We start from the raw sequence: 14,639 nt of genomic DNA, 5'->3' as shown, positions 1-14,639 counted from the left end.
TACCCCGAAGCGCGCCGTCGATGGCCTCACCCCACGGACCGGCGGAATGACCGCTTTCCCTGGGTTGGCCACGTTTGGGTCGCCGGATGAGGGCCAGCCGCATCACTGAGGGTCCAGCAGAGAGGCCCGCCACCAGCCGGTACCACTCAAGGAGCGAAAGGATGCCCATCGATCACGGCACCGATTCCCTCGGTGCACCCGACCGCCCCGACCGGCTGCACGGGGACGGACCCTGCCGCCCCGCCGACGTCCGCAGCGCCGTGCGGCGCGTGTGCGCCTGCCACCGCACCCCCGGTGGCTTCCACGACGACGCGGCGCTCTCCGACGCCCTCCTCGTCGCGTCGGAGCTGACGACCAACGCCATCCTGCACGGCGGGGGCGTCAGCGAGTTCGACGTCGACCTCGACGGCCGGGCCGTGCGCGTGTCCGTGAGCGACCACAGCGACCGGCTGCCGGTCCTGCACGAGCTCGACGAGCGGGGCCGGCGGCGCGTCGGAGGGCGGGGCTGGCCCATCGTCTGCCGGCTGTCCGAGGACGTCCGCGTCGCCGACCTGCCCTCGGGCGGCAAGCGCATCACAGCCGTCGTGCCCCTGTCCTGACGCCCTGCCCCGCCCCCCTCGCCGCCCCCGGAGGGCGATTCCCGACTCGCGGAGTTTGTTCTTCCGAGAGGGGGGCAGACGCAATTTCGTGCTTCGGACCGGAGGCGCGCCAGCGGGAGCGGTATGACCGCCCGGGGCTTCTGGTCCCGGTCGGCAGCGACCCTCCCGTGGTCAACCCCCCAGAAACCACCGTTCGGGAGCGAAAACCGCATGCCTATCGACATGTCGACAAGCCGTTCTGCCGCCGCTCTGCCCGAGACGGCCGACACCCCCGCACCGACCGCCACACCCACCCGCACCGCTCCGCGGCGCAACCACGACGACGCCCCCGACACCCTCAGCCGGTTCCAGCGCCTGGCCGAGCTGCCGCCCGGCCCCCAGCGGGACGCCGTGCGCGACGACCTCGTCACCGCCTGGCTGCCCATGGCCCACCGCATCGCGAGCCGTTTCCGCGACCGCGGCGAGTCCCTCGAGGACCTGCGCCAGGTCGCCGCCCTCGGACTGGTCAAGGCCGTCGACCGCTTCGACCCCTCGCGCGGTGCCTTCGAGAGCTACGCCGTGCCGACCATCACCGGCGAGATCAAGCGCCACTTCCGGGACCGCATGTGGGCCCTGCGGGTGCCGCGCCGCGTGCAGGAACTGCGCAACAAGGTGCGCGTCGCCCGCCGCGAGCTCACCCAGAACCCCGGCGCGCCCGAACCCTCGGTCGCCGACATCGCCGGGCACACGGGCCTCACCGAGGAGGAGGTCGCCGCGGGTCTGGAGGCGCTGGAGAGCTTCAGCACACTCTCCCTCGACGCCGAGCTCCCGGCCGGCGACGACGGCTACAGCCTGGCCGACACCCTCGGCGGGCCCGACGCCTCGTACGACATCGTCATCGACCGCGAGTCCGCCAAGGAGGGGCTGCGCCGCCTGCCCGAGCGCGAGCGGGCCATCCTCTACATGCGCTTCTTCGAGGACATGACCCAGAGCCGCATCGCCGACAAGCTCGGCATCTCCCAGATGCACGTCTCCCGGCTGATCAGCCGCAGCTGCGCCCGCGTGCGCGAAGAGGCCCTCGGCCGCCGGGGCGCCGGCTCCGGCCCCGCCGCCTGAACCACCCGCACCGTACCGACCCGACCCGCACGAGGAGCGAACGACCGATGTTGATGCCCCATCCCGCCGTCCTGCGCCGGCTCGTCGACGAGTACCAGGCGCTGACGAAGACGGCCGGGGTGGCCGGCGCGGAGCCGGCCACGCGGAGTACCCGGGAGCAGGACCTGGCCTACACCCTGTGCGTGTCGACCGGTACCCGCGACGTGGTGGACGCGCTGGAGACCGCGCGCCGGTGGCTGGCCGCCGCGGCCGTGCCGCCGCCCGAGCAGACCGGCCCCGGGACGCACGTCCTGGTGTGACCCCGGTGTGAGCGGCCGGATCGCGGACACAGGCAAGGGGAGTCCTGCGACAGCCGGACGACGACACGCCTGACGGGGCGCTGCAGTGAAGGGGGAGGGTGTCATGAACACGAGTGCGAGCGCCTTGGCGCGCAACGGGCGCACGGGGGCCGAGCGGGCCGCCCGGGGATCGGTGACGAAGGGGGCGGCCCGGGCCGGCCTCACCGCCCGCGGGGTGATCTACCTGCTGGTCGGCGTGCTGGCCCTGAAGATCGCCTTCGGTGAGGGGGAGCAGCAGGCCGACCGCAAGGGCGCCCTGGAGGAGATATCCCACCAGCCCTTCGGCAAGTTCCTGCTGTGGGCCCTCGGCATCGGTCTCGTGGGCATGGCGCTCTGGCGCCTTTCCGAGGCCGTGTTCGGCGCGGCCGGCAAGGACGGCCGCAGCGCCCGCAAGCGGCTGATGGCGGCGGGACGCTGCGTCTTCTACTCGTTCGTGGCCTACTCGGTGCTGTCCTTCGCGGCCGGTTCCGGCGACGGCGGCGGATCGAGCGACAAGCAGTCCCGTGACGTCACCGCCCGCGCCCTCGACCTGCCCGCGGGGCAGTGGCTCGTGGGCGCGGCCGGCGTCGGCATCGTGATCGCCGGGCTGGTCCTGGCCGGCCGCGCCGTGATGCGCACCTACCGCAAGAAGATGAATCTCGGACAGCTCAGCCCGCGGATGCGCCGCCTCATCGACGTCACCGGCGTCGGCGGCGGCGCGTCCCGCGGGCTCGTCTTCGCCGCGGCCGGCGTCTTCGCCGTACGGGCCGCGGTGGAGTACGAGCCGCAGAAGGCCAAGGGCCTCGACGACACCCTGCGCTCCCTGGCCGACACCCCGGCCGGACCGGGTCTGCTGGTGTGCATCGCGGCCGGGCTGGTGCTGTTCGGTCTGTTCTCGTTCGCGATGGCCCGCTGGCGGCGGGTCTGAGTCCGGACAGGGAGGGAACCCGGTACGGATGATGGAACCCGAGCACCCGTCGGACGGACGGCCCGTGGACATGTACCTCGACCTCCTGCGGGTCCGCATGGACAGCGACGACTACCGGATCCTGCTCCAGGTCGTCGCTCCCGCACTGCGGGCCCTGGACGAACAGCCGCCGGAGTCCATGGACTTCTCCCTGGACCCCGACGACACGCAGAGCCTGCCCCAGGAGATCCGCGACGAGGCGGCGCTGGTGATCGCCACGGCCGTCACCGGACGGCTGGACAACCAGCTGGTGGAGCTGGAGATCGACGAGACGGGCCCGGTGCGCGTGGTCACCGACGCGGCGACCGCGTCCGACCCGGACCGGCTCGCCGAGATCGCGTCCTACATCCGGCGGCGCCACCAGGACACCGAGGAACTGCGCGGCATCGCCGAGGCGAGCGGCCTGCCCACCGACTTCTGAGCACGGGACCACGGCGACCACCGGGTCCCGTGCTCACCCGTGCCGGGCGTCTCACCCCCGCGGTGCGGCCATCGGCACGTCCAGCGGCCGGGCCAGACCCAGCACCGCCTCGTCGAGGCGCTGGAGGTGCCGCAGCACTCGGTCCGTCACCCGCCCGTAGCGCGGTGTCGCCGGAACGCCCGGACTGAGCAGCGAGGCGATGCTCGGCCCGGTGCGCACCTGCTCCGCCGAATCTTCCTCGCCGACGTGCGCCGCGATCGCCCCGATGTTGCGCAGGATGCGCTCCCCGGCGCCCTTCAGCCCCGGATCGGCCGCGATCGACGGGTGCGTCGGCAGCAGCTCGGCCGTCGCCGCCAGCGCCCGCGCGTGGTAGGCGCACGTCTCCAGCAGCGCGACCACGTACCGGGCCGTCTCACGGCGGGTCCGCAGCGGCGTCACGGGGTGCGTCAGCGGCTGCGTGGCCGCCCGCAGGTCCGCCAGCGCCTGGTCCAGGTCCCGGGCCCGCTCCAGCAGGTCGACCGGGGGGCCGCCGCTGAGCTGGTCCATGGCCGCCGAGGTCACCTCGGACAGCCGGTCCAGCACGGTGGTGAGCAGGTCGTTCGTCCGCCGGTCCGTGTGCACCGGCAGCACCAGCGCCGCCGCGACCACCCCGCAGGCCGCGCCCAGCGCCGTCTCCTCCACCCGCAGCACCAGCACCGACAGGCTGTAGGTGTGCAGCAGCGTGTACAGCACGCCGAGCGCCGCGGTCACGAAGAAGGACATCAGCGTGTACGACAGGGGAGCGGTGTAGAACATTGCGAACACGCACAGCAGCACCACCGCGAACGCCGTCCACGTGTGATGACCCACGAGCCCGGCCAGCACGATGCCCGCGACGACGCCGAGGACCGTGCCCACCAGCCGCCGGGAGCCCTTGACCAGGATCTCCCCGGTGGAGGCCGTGTTGATGAAGACGATCCAGCAGGTCAGCACCGCCCAGTACCAGCGCTGCGAGGACAGGAACTCGCCCCCGACGATCGCCAGCAGCGAGCCGACCGCCACCTGCACGGCCGCCCGCGTCGTCGGCCGGCGCAGCCCCGTCTCCGGCTCGCTCGGCTCCTCGGCCTCCTCCGCCACGCCGATCGCGGCGTCCTCCGCGTCCAGCTCCTCACGAGAGCGGGCCGTCGCCGGACTGTCGTCGGACTCGTCCTGCGGCCCGCCCAGCGCGATGCGCAGGCCCAGGACGGCGCGGGCCGTCTCGCCGATGCCCCGGAACACGTCCTGCACGGCCGGCGACGCGCTCGGCAGGTTCTCGTCGTCCCGGTAGCCCAGCAGCCGGTTGCGCACCTGTGCCAGCCCGGTGCCCGAGGCGGCGGCCACCGGACGCCGGACGAGCAGCGCGAGCGCCGTCAGGTCCCGGCGCAGCGCGTCGCTCGCCTCGTCGCGCACCGGGAGCCGGCCGTGCTCGGGCAACTGGGCGCCCGGCAGGTGCAGGGTGAGGGTGTCGGCCCGGCGGGCGCTGCGCGCGGTCAGCAGGAGCAGGCCGAGCCGCTCGGCGGCGATCTCCGCGTCCGCGATGCGGCGCTGCACCAGCCGCGCCACCGCCTCGTCGGGGGTGCCCTCCTCCAGCCGGCCCTGGATCATCATGGCGGTCTCGTGCAGCCGGGCGGTGCCCTCCCGCACCTGCTCCAGGACGCGGTCCACGTCGTCGGGCCCGGCGTCCAGCAGGTCCGCCAGGGCCTCCAGCAACTGCGCCAGCCGGGCCCGGAACGCCTCCCGCAGCCGGTGCAGGATGCCCGTCGGGGTCTGCGGCACCAGCACGAACCGTGCCAGCGCCCCGCACGCGAACGCGATCGCCACCGTGCCGAGGAACCCCGGCAGGTTGGCCGGGACGACCCCGACGAACAGGGACGCGAAGTAGGTCTGGAAGCCGATCAGGCCGAGCGCGGTGCCCCGGTCGCCGAACCGGCGGCCGTACACCGCGCAGAAGATCAGCACGACGAAGAAGGCGTCGCCCGCCAGCACCCGGGAGTTCAGCAGCGCGCTCAGCGACACCGACGCCAGCGCCACCGGCAGGCCGAGGGCCAGGGTGACCGCCTGCGGCGCGCGCTGCTTCTCCCGGATGGCGAACGTGGCGACCATCGCCGAGATCGCGCCGGCCACCAGGTGCGTCACCCCGGCGTCCAGCGCGGCCAGCACGGCCAGGGTCAGCGCGATGGACAGGACGGTGCGCAGTCCCGCGGCCAGTCGCAGCAGCCCGGGGTCGGACGCCGCCACGCGGTCGCGCACCCCCGCCCACACCGACCGTTCCGCTGACCTCACGCCGCCGTACTCTCCGCCTCGCGCCTCGACCTGATCATCAGCATGCCACGGCGGGCCGGGTCAACCGGCGGCGGGTCGGCTCCCCTCGACGTGGGCCCGCACCTGGTCGGGCGTCAGATAGGTGTCGGTGTACTCGAAGTCCTTCAGCTTGGCGGGCCGGCGCGCCTGGAAACCGGTGCGGACGAAGTCGTCGCCGGCGAGCGCGTTCAGCGTCCAGTTCGTCGCCACCCGGACCTTGGCCACCCCGGTGCGCAGCGCCCACCAGTGGTAGCCGCGCGCCGCGACCTGGGCCGGCAGGCCGCGCAGTTCGACGCCCAGCGGCTTGGACACGGCGTCCCGCCCGCCGAGGTCGACGACCAGCCCGAGGTCCTTGTGCTCGTAGGGCTGCAACGGCGTGCCGCGCAGCGTGGCGATCACGTTGTCGGCGACCGCCTTGCCCTGCCGCATGGCGTGCTGCGCGGTCGGCGGGCACACCGCGCCCTCGTCGCCCTTGGCGAGGTCCGGGACGGCGGCGGAGTCACCGAGCGCGAACACGCCGTCGGAGCCCGGCAGGGTCATCTCCGGGGTGACCACGAGCCGTCCGCGCACCGTCTCCGCGTCGAGCGTCGCGATCAGCGGGCTCGCCACGACGCCCGCCGTCCAGATCAGCGTGCGGGTGGGGACCACCCGCCCGTCGGTGAAGGTGACCTCCTCCGGGCCCGCCTTGGCGATGGACACGCCGAGCGAGACCTCGATGCCGCGCCGCCGCAGCACCTCCTGCGCGCTGCGGCCGAGCTTGTCGCCCAGCTCCGGCATCAGCTTCGGCGCGATGTCGATCAGGTGCCACTTGATCAGCTTCGGGTCGAGGCGCGGGTAGCGCCGGACCGCGCTGTGCGTCAGCTTCTGCAGGCAGGCCGCGGTCTCGGTGCCGGCGTAGCCGCCGCCGACCACCACGAACTGAAGCCGGGAGGCCCGCTCGGCCGGGTCCTGGCTGGCGTCCGCCAGGTCCAGCTGGGAGATCACGTGGTCGCGGATGTAGGCGGCCTCCGCGAGCGTCTTCATGCCGAACGCGTTGTCCGTCAGTCCCGGGATGTCGAAGGTGCGGGTCACGCTGCCGGGGGCGAGCACGAGGTAGTCGTACGGCTCGTTGACGATGCGGTCGGTGATGGTGCGGACCACGCAGACCTTCGCCTTCAGGTCCACGCCGATCGCGCCGCCGGGGATGATCCGGGTGCGGTACCTGGCGCTGCGGCGCAGGGACAGGGCGATCGACTGGGGCGTGAGCACCCCGGAGGCGACCTGTGGCAGCAGTGGCAGGTAGAGCTGGTAGGAGAAGGGGGTCACCAGGGTGACGTCGGCTTCGTCGGGGGAGAGCTTGCGTTCCAGGCGCCGGACGCACTCCACTCCCGCGAAGCCCGCGCCCACCACCAGAATCCTGGGTCGTGTCACGTCGTTCCCTCTTTCTGCGGCTCCTGCGGTCTGCCTTGATCCCTCGCCTTGCACCTGCCCGCCCCGGACGGCTTCGCACCTCCTCGATCCCACCGCGCCGGGACCGCTCGCGCCACCCGGACGGGCCGAGCAGACGAACGGGACCCTCGAACACCTCGTCGGGCAGGTCGGGCTGTGTAGGCCCCGGCCCCTCGGGTAGCCCGACGTACATGACAAAAACGGTGGTGGCCGGAGGGTACTGACGTGGGGTGCGCAGAGGGCGCCGACGACGGGCAGGAGGCGCGGGAGGCGACCGCGCGACGGATCGTCGACGCGATGGAGGGTCTGGTGGCGTGGTGGCTGGCGGCGGCGGACGGGACCACGCCGCGGCTTCCGGCGCGTCAGTTGCTCGCGTTGCGGACCGTGCGGCGCAGACCCGAGATCAACCTCACCGCGCTCGCCGGGCAGCTCGGCATCGGCCTGCCCAACGCCAGCCGCCTGTGCGACCGGCTGGAGGCGGCGGGCCTGCTGGAGCGGACCGTGCCGCCGGGCAACCGGCGGGAGGTGCGGCTCGCGGTGACCGGGTACGGGCAGCGTGTCCTCGCGGACGTCACCGAGCGGCGCGTACGGGGGCTCGTGGCCGGGTTCGCGCACATGACCCCCGGTCAGCGGGCCGCCCTGGAACAGGGCCTGTCCGCCTTCCACCGCTCCCGCCCGGCGGACCCGCGGCCCCCGTACGGCACCGGGGACGCCCACCGGGGCGAGGACTGAGCGGCGGCCGGGCTCAGCCGGCCGCCGCGCCGCCGGTGACGTGGCACAGCAGCAGGCACACGTCGTCGTCGCGCTCGGAGTCGCTCAGCAGCGGATCGAGGATGCGGTCCGCGGCGCCCTCCAGGTCGGCCTCCAGCTCCGCGGAGCCGAAGCGGGCCAGCGCCGCCGCCAGCCGCGCGATGCCGGGGTCTATGCCCTGGGCGCGCCGCTCCACCAGGCCGTCCGTGTACAGCGCGAGCGTCGCCCCCGGCGGGAGCGGCACCCGGTGGTCCTGGATCTGCTGGCGCAGCGGGATGCCCAGCATGGCGCCCGGCCGCGCGTCCAGGACGTGCACCCGGCCGTCCGGGGTGCGCAGCACCGGCGGCGGGTGGCCGGCGGCGGCCCACGTCAGCACCGCCTCGTCCGGGTGGAAGCGGGCGATCACCGCCGTCGCGTAAAGGTCGGGCTGGAGGTGGTGCAGGAACTTGTGCAGCCGCGTCAGCAGCTGGCCGGGCGTGCCGCCGTCCACGGCGTACGCCCGCAGCGCGGTGCGCAGCTGGCTCATCATCACGGCCGCGTGCAGCCCGTGCCCGGTGACGTCCCCGATGACGGTGATCAGCCCGCCGTCGGGCTGGCGGAAGGCGTCGTACCAGTCGCCGCCGATGTTCAGCCCGTAGGTGGCGGGCAGGTAGCGCGCGGCGAGGCGCAGCCCCGGCCGGGTGGGCAGCTCGGTGAGCAGGGCCCGCTGGAGCGTCTCGGCGATGTCCCGGTTGTGCTCGAACCGGCGGGCGTGGTCCAGGGCGATGCTCGCCCGGCGGGTCAGCTCGATCAGCATCACCGCGTCGTCCGGGTCCCAGCGCTCCTGCGGCGGGGCCAGCGTGAGGACACCCAGCGGGGCGCGCCGGGTCGGCAGCGGCACGCACAGCAGCGGGCGCGTCGGGTCCAGCGCCGAGGGAGGGTGGTCGTCGACCCCGGGCAGGCCGCCGGGGTGGTCGGCGGCGTACTGCGGCCGGCCGGTGCGGGCGGCGCGGACGGCCGCCGCGGGGTGCGGCGCGGGCGGCCGCTCGTGGTCCCCGTCGGTGTCGAACAGCCACACGTCGACACGGCGGGCGTACCGGGGCACCAGCAGCTCGGGCAGCCGCCGCACGATCTCCTCGTGGTTCAGCGACGCGGTCAGCACCGCGCTGGCGTCGGCCAGGAACGTCAGCCGGCGGCGGGCGTTCTCCGCCTCCTGGCGGGCCGCCCGCTCCGCCGCGAAGGCCTCGCGCTGGGCCCGTCCGGCGGCGTCCAGCTCGGCGTGCAGGGCCAGCACGCCCTGGTTGGTCTGGTGCAGCTCCTCCCGGTGGAAGGCGACCAGGTCCTCCTGCTCGCCGAGCCGGTCCAGGACGACCGCGGTGTCCTCGTCGGCCCCCAGCAGCGCCTCCGCCAGCAGGTCGGGGTCGTCCCCGCCGGCCCCGGCCCGCACGGCGCCGTCCGCGTCCGGGCAGGGCACCGCCGTCTCCCACGGCGGCTCACCGGCCGGCGGGACCGCGTCCACCTCGGCCCGCAGCAGGTGCTCCCCGGCGTCCGAGCCGGTCGTCGACAGCGTCAGGCGCCAGGTGCCGCCCTTGGTCAGGCACTGCCGCAGCCGGGCGCTGAGCGCGACCGCAAGCCGGGTGCGGGGCAGCGGCGCCACGCCCAGGGCGGCGGCCAGCCGGGCGGTGGTGATCCGCGCCCGCGCGGCGTCGGTGACCGAGGTGATCTCCCACTCGTGCCTCATCGTCGCTCCGGCGGGGTCGGGGCCAGGACGGCCACGGCGGTGTCGTCGCGCATCGGCCGGGCGGAGCTGCCGGCGTCCCGCACGGCCACGGCAGCGGTGACGGCGGGGTCGGCCGTCCCCAGCCGGGGGTCGTCGGGGGGTGTCCAGCGGCTCGGCAGGCCGTCGGTGTACAGGATCAGCAGCCGGTCGGCGGACCAGGGGGCCCGGGACTCGGGGATGGTCGCCGGCCGGTGGGCGCCCACTATGCCGGGGCGGGACACCAGCGAGCGCCAGGTGCCGCCCTCGCGGAGGCGGGCGCCGACGTTGCCCACGCCGGCGAAGCGCAGCTCGCCCAGCCGCAGGTCGAGCTGGGCCACCGCGACGGCCGCCCCGCGGGTGCCGCGCAGCGCGTCGTGCAGCCGGCGCAGCACCTCGGCGGGCGGCAGGTCGGCCCAGCGGCGCACCTCGCCGACCGCGGCGCCGGACGCCCGGGCGGCCTCGGGGCCGTGACCGAGCCCGTCGGCCAGCAGCAGGGTCAGCCGGTCCCCGGCGCGCACGCAGGTCCAGGCGTCCCCGGACCACTCGGCGCCGGCCAGCGGCAGGTTGATCCCGCCGGCCCGGGCGGCGACCGGCGGGCCGGCGGGCCGGTGCGCGGCCCCCACCCGGGCCAGCGCGACCGTGCCGCGGCCGTCGGCGCTGTGCACGTCGAAGTCGTCGGCCAGCCGCCGGCAGGTGCCGAGGCCCGCGCCGAGCGACCCGGCGGTGGAGAAGCCGTCCCGCAGGGCGGCCGCCACGTCGGGCATGCCGGGGCCGTGGTCGACGGCCGCGATCTGGACGACGGCGGTCGCGTCCTCGTGCGGTACGGCGGGGGCGACGGCCTCGACGAGGAGCCGGCCGCCGTGCGCGTGCTTGAGCAGGTTGGTGGTCAGCTCCGTGGCGACCAGCACGGCGTCCTGGGTGCGCTCGGCGTCGAGGCCCGCCAGCGCGGCGGCGCCCTCCGCGGCCAGCCGTGCGTCGCGCACCCGGGTCGCGTCGCGCACGGGCACGTCCCACACCCGGGTCACGACATTCCCTCCCGGGGCCGGGGCGTGCGCGCGGCCCACGAGGTCACGGTGACCACGGTGCCGACGCCCGGCGTGCTGTCGATGGAGAACTCGTGCACCAGGCGCCGGGCGCCGCCCAGGCCCATGCCCAGTCCGTCGCCCGAGGTGAAGCCGTCGCGCAGCGCCTGCTCCAGGTCGGCGATGCCGGGCCCCTGGTCGCTGAAGGTGAGCCGCAGCCCCTGCGCGGTGCCCTCGGTGACCTGCTCGACGCGCAGCTCGCCGCCACCGCCGTACACCAGGGTGTTGCGGGCCAGTTCGCTGGCCGCCGTGACCAGTTTGGTCTGCTCGACCAGGCTGAACCCGAGCAGGGCGGCGGCCTGCCGGACGTGCTGGCGCAGCCACACCAGGTCCATGTCCGACCTGATCGGCAGGCGGGCGTCGACCCGGGCGGCCGTGCCGCTCATCCGTCCTCCCGGCGACGATCGGCCGGCCGCACCACGTCCGGACCGCCCAGCAGTGCGATGGCCGCCTCGGCGCTCAGCGCGGTGCGCAGCCCCGGCAGTGTCAGCCCCAGCTCGACCAGGGTGAGGGCGACCGCGGGACGCATGCCCGCCACCACCGTCCGCGCGGCCAGCAGCCGGGCGCCCGCGGCGATCTCGGCCAGCACCCGGCCCAGGAAGGAGTCGACGATCTCGACCCCGGAGATGTCGATGACCACCCCGCCGACCCGGTGCCGGGTGATGGCCTCGCCGATGTCCTGCTGGAGCTGCTGGGCCAGCCCGTCGTGCAGGTCGCCCGGCAGGGTCACCAGCAGCACGTCGCCCAGCTTCAGCACCGGGACGGCCCCGGTGCCGGCGGAGTGGAAGGCGTCGCTCACCGCTTGCTCGCACCGCCCGGCGCCTGCACGATGTCCGCGCCCAGGCCGCGCAGCGCGTACTTCAGGGCGTCCGCCAGGCCGGCGCGGGTCACCACGGTGCCCAGGTCGAGGCCGAGCTGGACGATGGTCTGCGCGATGGCGGGGCGGATGCCCGACACCACGCACTCCGCGCCCATCAGCCGGACGGCCGCGACCGTCTTCATCAGGTGCTGGGCCACCAGCGAGTCGACCGTGGGCACCCCGGTGATGTCGAGGATGGCGTACTGCGCCTGCTCGGCGACGACCGCCTCCAGCAGCGTCTCCATGACCACCTGGCTGCGGGCGCTGTCCAGGGTCCCGATGAGCGGCACGGCGACGATGCCGTCCCACAGCCGGATCACGGGCGTGGCCACCTCCAGCAGCTGCATCCGCTGCCGGTCGATGAGCGCCTGGCCCTCGCTGAGCGCGGTGTCCAGCACCACCAGGCGCAGGGTGCCCGTCAGGACGGTCAGGGCGGTGGTGCAGGCACGCAGGTGCTCGGCGGGCGCGTCGGCCAGGTCGGTGGCGAGGAGGTCCGTCGGGGGCACCCGCAGGGCGTCCACCTCCCGCGACACCTGGGCCGCGCTCAGGCCGTACCGGCCGCGGGCCGCGGCCATCCCGGCCAGCTGCTCCCGCACCACGGTGAACGCCTCGGCGTCCGGGTCCTCGACCCGCTCGGACTCGGCCACCTGCGCGAGGGCGTCGACCACGACCCGGCCGGCCTCCACCGCCTCGTCCCGCGACACGGTGAACACGCTGCGGAACAGCGCCTCGTCGGCCCACCGCTGGGCGATCTGCTCCCTGCGGCGGCGCAGGAACGCCGCGACCTCACGGGCCGGCGTTCCGTGCTGGTGCAGCGCTTCGTGTTCCGGCACCTGCATTCACTCCTCCGTCTGCGTTGCGCGGCTGCGTCCCGCCGGGGGCGGGACCGTCAGCGATCTTTGCCGGGCGACAACCCTAACCACCGGTCCTCTCCGGGCGGCGCCCGGTCCACCGGGGTGAACCCGGTGGTGTGGCCCACCGGGCGGCTCCGGGGGAGGGCTGCGCGAACCTCGTACACCCGTTCGGCACCGGTGGGCGGGACGTTGCGGACCCGGCCTAGGGGGTGTCTCATCGATCAGGCCTGGCTCGCGGCGCCTGGCACCGCACCTCGCCGCGTTGTCGTCGGTCCCCGATGCTCCGCATCGACTCCCTCCTCCGCCTTGCGATGCACGGCACCAGACGCCGCTCCCTGATCCGGCCTGATCGACGAGACACCCCCTAGGGCGCCCGTTCCCTGCCGAACCAGTCCAGGCACACCACCACCGCGTCGTCGTCCCCCTCGGGCCTGCCGCGGTGCACGCGGAGCTCCCGCAGCACCGCCGCCGGGACCTCGGCGGCCGGTAGCAGCGCGGCCGAGGTGACCGCCCGGGCCAGGGCCCGTTCGCCGTACGCCTCGCCCCCCGGTCCGGCGACGGCGTGCACCCCGTCGCTGACGCACAGCAGACGGTCGCCGGGCCGCAGGGACAGCTCCTGGGCGACGTAGTCCGTCTCCTCGAACATGCCGAGGGGCAACTGGGCCTCCAGCTCCACGGTGGTCAGCGTCCGGTCGCGCTGGAGCAGCAGCCGCGGTGAACCGGCGTCGACCACCCGCGCGCGGCCGGTGGCGAGCTCGACGTCCACCAGCAGCACGGACAGGTGGACCGCCCCGCGGTACTGGGCGTGGATCGCCTGGTCGGCCAGGCACGCCTGGTCGGCGAGCGGGACACCGGCCCGGCGGGCGTTGCGCAGCGCGTTGATCCCCAGACTGGTGAGCAGGGCGGCCTCGATGCCCTCGCCCATGCCGTTGGTGACGCAGAGCGTCAGGTGGCCGTGGTCGGCGGACCAGTCGAAGTTGTCGCCGAAGACGGAGTAGGCGGGCTCCAGCTGGGCACCCAGCGCGTACTCGGGCCGGGCGCAGGAGCGGGCCGGGAGCAGCTGCCACTGCATCTCCGCCGCCAGGGTGAGGCGGTCGGTGCGGCGGGCACGCGCGTAGACGTCGGTGTCCCGCTCGGCGACCACCAGCTCGTGGCCCAGCACCCCCGCCAGCTCGGTCAGCTCGTCCACGACGTCCTCGGTGGCGGCCTCCCGGGGCAGCACGACCGACAGCACGCCCTGCCGGTCGCCGCGCACGGTCACCGGCAGGTGCAGGCGCGTCCGGCCGCCGGCCAGGTCCTCGCGCTGCGGCTGCTGCGCGCCGTAGGCGCGACCGGCCGGGCCGGAGTGCAGCGCCACCGGGTCGCCCGCGGGCGACGGGCCGTCGGGCACGGGCAGCAGCGCGGTGAGTCCGTAGTCGGCGAGCAGCACGTCGGCCGACTCGGCGCCGTACTCCGCCCGCAGGACGGCGCGGAGGGCGGCCGGGAGCCGGTGCGGTGCCGCGGAGCGCAGCGCGCGCCCGGTGGCGGCGAGCCCGGTCACGATGCCGGGTGCGCGGTTCTCGCGCGGGAGGCGCGGCACGGGGGCCGCGGGGCCGTGCGGGCTGACAGGCCCGGGGAACCCTGCGAGAGTGTCACCGTGATGTCGCCCTCCTCTCCGGAACCCGACCAGGTGGCCCGAGTGACCTCGGAGGCGGCCGAGCTGCTCGGGGTCCTGTGGGGCCGCGCCTCCACGGCGCCGGTCTCCGCCTCGCAGCTGCGGGTGCTGTTCGTCCTGGAACACCACGAGGGCATCAACCTGCGCACGCTCGCCGAGACCCTGGGGTCCTCACCGTCGTCCACGAGCCGGCTGTGCGACCGGCTCCAGGCGGTGGGCTTCGTGGAGCGCCGGTCCGCCGCCGGCAGCCGTCGGGAGCTCGAGCTGTACCTCAGCCACCGCGGGAGGTCGTTCCTTGCCGTCCTGCGCGAGCGCCGGGAGAGCGCGCTGGAGTCGGTGCTCGCGCAGATGCCGGCCGCCCGGCGTGCCGCGCTGCTGCACGGGCTGGAGGCGTTCTGCCTCGCCGCCGCCGGCCGGCTCCACGAGGGCCACGCCGCCTCCGACACCCGGACCGCCTGACCCACGGCCCCGGCGCCGGCCACCGGCCGACCGCTCCCGGTCGGGGCCGCACCGGCGCGGGGGCCCCGTCTCGGCCACCGGCACATCCCTGGTTCCT

15 protein-coding genes are annotated in these 14,639 nt (G+C 75.1%); 7 read left to right on the top strand and 8 right to left on the bottom strand.

From position 1 onward, the window contains the following. Positions 1–161: 161 nt before the first annotated feature. The 5 genes from E4U91_RS03185 (at position 162) to E4U91_RS03165 (ending at position 3,399) form a co-directional block, all read left to right on the top strand. Positions 162–599 carry an ATP-binding protein gene (locus E4U91_RS03185; RefSeq protein ID WP_137305104.1) on the top strand — a complete coding sequence of 146 codons (438 nt, stop codon included), beginning with the start codon at positions 162–164 and terminating at the stop codon, positions 597–599. A 210-nt stretch (positions 600–809) separates the two neighbouring features. After that, positions 810–1,694, top strand: coding sequence for a SigB/SigF/SigG family RNA polymerase sigma factor (locus E4U91_RS03180; RefSeq protein WP_137305103.1), 885 nt, complete (start codon positions 810–812; stop codon positions 1,692–1,694). Between the two features lie 47 nt (positions 1,695–1,741). Then, positions 1,742–1,993: a DUF5133 domain-containing protein gene (locus tag E4U91_RS03175; protein WP_137305102.1), complete on the top strand. Its 252-nt coding sequence runs from the start codon at positions 1,742–1,744 to the stop codon at positions 1,991–1,993. A 103-nt stretch (positions 1,994–2,096) separates the two neighbouring features. After that, positions 2,097–2,939 (top strand): DUF1206 domain-containing protein, encoded by an 843-nt coding sequence (locus E4U91_RS03170; protein WP_137305101.1) that lies wholly within the window; start codon positions 2,097–2,099, stop codon positions 2,937–2,939. A gap of 28 nt (positions 2,940–2,967) precedes the next feature. Continuing rightward, positions 2,968–3,399, top strand: coding sequence for a hypothetical protein (locus tag E4U91_RS03165; protein ID WP_137305100.1), 432 nt, complete (start codon positions 2,968–2,970; stop codon positions 3,397–3,399). Positions 3,400–3,450: 51 nt separating this feature from the next. Here the strand turns inward: E4U91_RS03165 and E4U91_RS03160 are convergent, their stop codons facing one another. Together E4U91_RS03160 and E4U91_RS03155 are read right to left on the bottom strand one after the other, a co-directional pair. Next, the gene (locus E4U91_RS03160) at positions 3,451–5,700 is read right to left on the bottom strand and encodes an FUSC family protein (RefSeq protein ID WP_137305099.1); all 2,250 of its coding nucleotides are present in this window, start codon (positions 5,698–5,700) and stop codon (positions 3,451–3,453) included. A gap of 60 nt (positions 5,701–5,760) precedes the next feature. Continuing rightward, entirely contained in the window at positions 5,761–7,128 is a 1,368-nt protein-coding gene (locus tag E4U91_RS03155; RefSeq protein ID WP_168218060.1) for an NAD(P)/FAD-dependent oxidoreductase, read from the bottom strand. 243 nt (positions 7,129–7,371) lie between these two features. Between E4U91_RS03155 and E4U91_RS03150 the strand changes: the two genes are divergently transcribed. Next, positions 7,372–7,878 carry a MarR family winged helix-turn-helix transcriptional regulator gene (locus E4U91_RS03150; RefSeq protein ID WP_241678497.1) on the top strand — a complete coding sequence of 169 codons (507 nt, stop codon included), beginning with the start codon at positions 7,372–7,374 and terminating at the stop codon, positions 7,876–7,878. A gap of 13 nt (positions 7,879–7,891) precedes the next feature. Here the strand turns inward: E4U91_RS03150 and E4U91_RS03145 are convergent, their stop codons facing one another. From E4U91_RS03145 to E4U91_RS03115, 6 genes are all read right to left on the bottom strand, one after another. Continuing rightward, positions 7,892–9,616 (bottom strand): PP2C family protein-serine/threonine phosphatase, encoded by a 1,725-nt coding sequence (locus E4U91_RS03145; protein ID WP_137305097.1) that lies wholly within the window; start codon positions 9,614–9,616, stop codon positions 7,892–7,894. Further along, entirely contained in the window at positions 9,613–10,659 is a 1,047-nt protein-coding gene (locus E4U91_RS03140; protein WP_137305096.1) for an ATP-binding SpoIIE family protein phosphatase, read from the bottom strand. Before E4U91_RS03140 ends, E4U91_RS03145 begins: the two co-directional genes overlap by 4 nt. Beyond that, positions 10,656–11,102: an anti-sigma regulatory factor gene (locus E4U91_RS03135; protein ID WP_137305095.1), complete on the bottom strand. Its 447-nt coding sequence runs from the start codon at positions 11,100–11,102 to the stop codon at positions 10,656–10,658. The genes E4U91_RS03140 and E4U91_RS03135 overlap by 4 nt, the downstream gene beginning before the upstream one ends. Next, positions 11,099–11,515: an STAS domain-containing protein gene (locus E4U91_RS03130; RefSeq protein ID WP_137305094.1), complete on the bottom strand. Its 417-nt coding sequence runs from the start codon at positions 11,513–11,515 to the stop codon at positions 11,099–11,101. Before E4U91_RS03130 ends, E4U91_RS03135 begins: the two co-directional genes overlap by 4 nt. Then, positions 11,512–12,408 (bottom strand): STAS domain-containing protein, encoded by an 897-nt coding sequence (locus E4U91_RS03125; protein ID WP_137305093.1) that lies wholly within the window; start codon positions 12,406–12,408, stop codon positions 11,512–11,514. Before E4U91_RS03125 ends, E4U91_RS03130 begins: the two co-directional genes overlap by 4 nt. 385 nt (positions 12,409–12,793) lie before the next feature. Then, complete coding sequence (locus E4U91_RS03115) at positions 12,794–13,969, bottom strand: PP2C family protein-serine/threonine phosphatase (protein WP_137310646.1); 1,176 nt, start codon at positions 13,967–13,969, stop codon at positions 12,794–12,796. A 99-nt stretch (positions 13,970–14,068) separates the two neighbouring features. Here E4U91_RS03115 and E4U91_RS03110 point away from each other — a divergent pair, with 99 nt between their 5' ends. Beyond that, positions 14,069–14,542 (top strand): MarR family winged helix-turn-helix transcriptional regulator, encoded by a 474-nt coding sequence (locus tag E4U91_RS03110; RefSeq protein ID WP_137305092.1) that lies wholly within the window; start codon positions 14,069–14,071, stop codon positions 14,540–14,542. The last annotated feature ends 97 nt before the right edge of the window (positions 14,543–14,639 follow it).

Origin of the sequence: Streptomyces lasalocidi (genome assembly GCF_005280215.1) — a bacterium.
Classification (GTDB): Bacteria; Actinomycetota; Actinomycetes; order Streptomycetales; family Streptomycetaceae; genus Streptomyces; species Streptomyces longwoodensis.
Note: the sequence above shows the minus strand (reverse complement) of the source record. Positions and strands in the feature narration are given on the sequence as shown.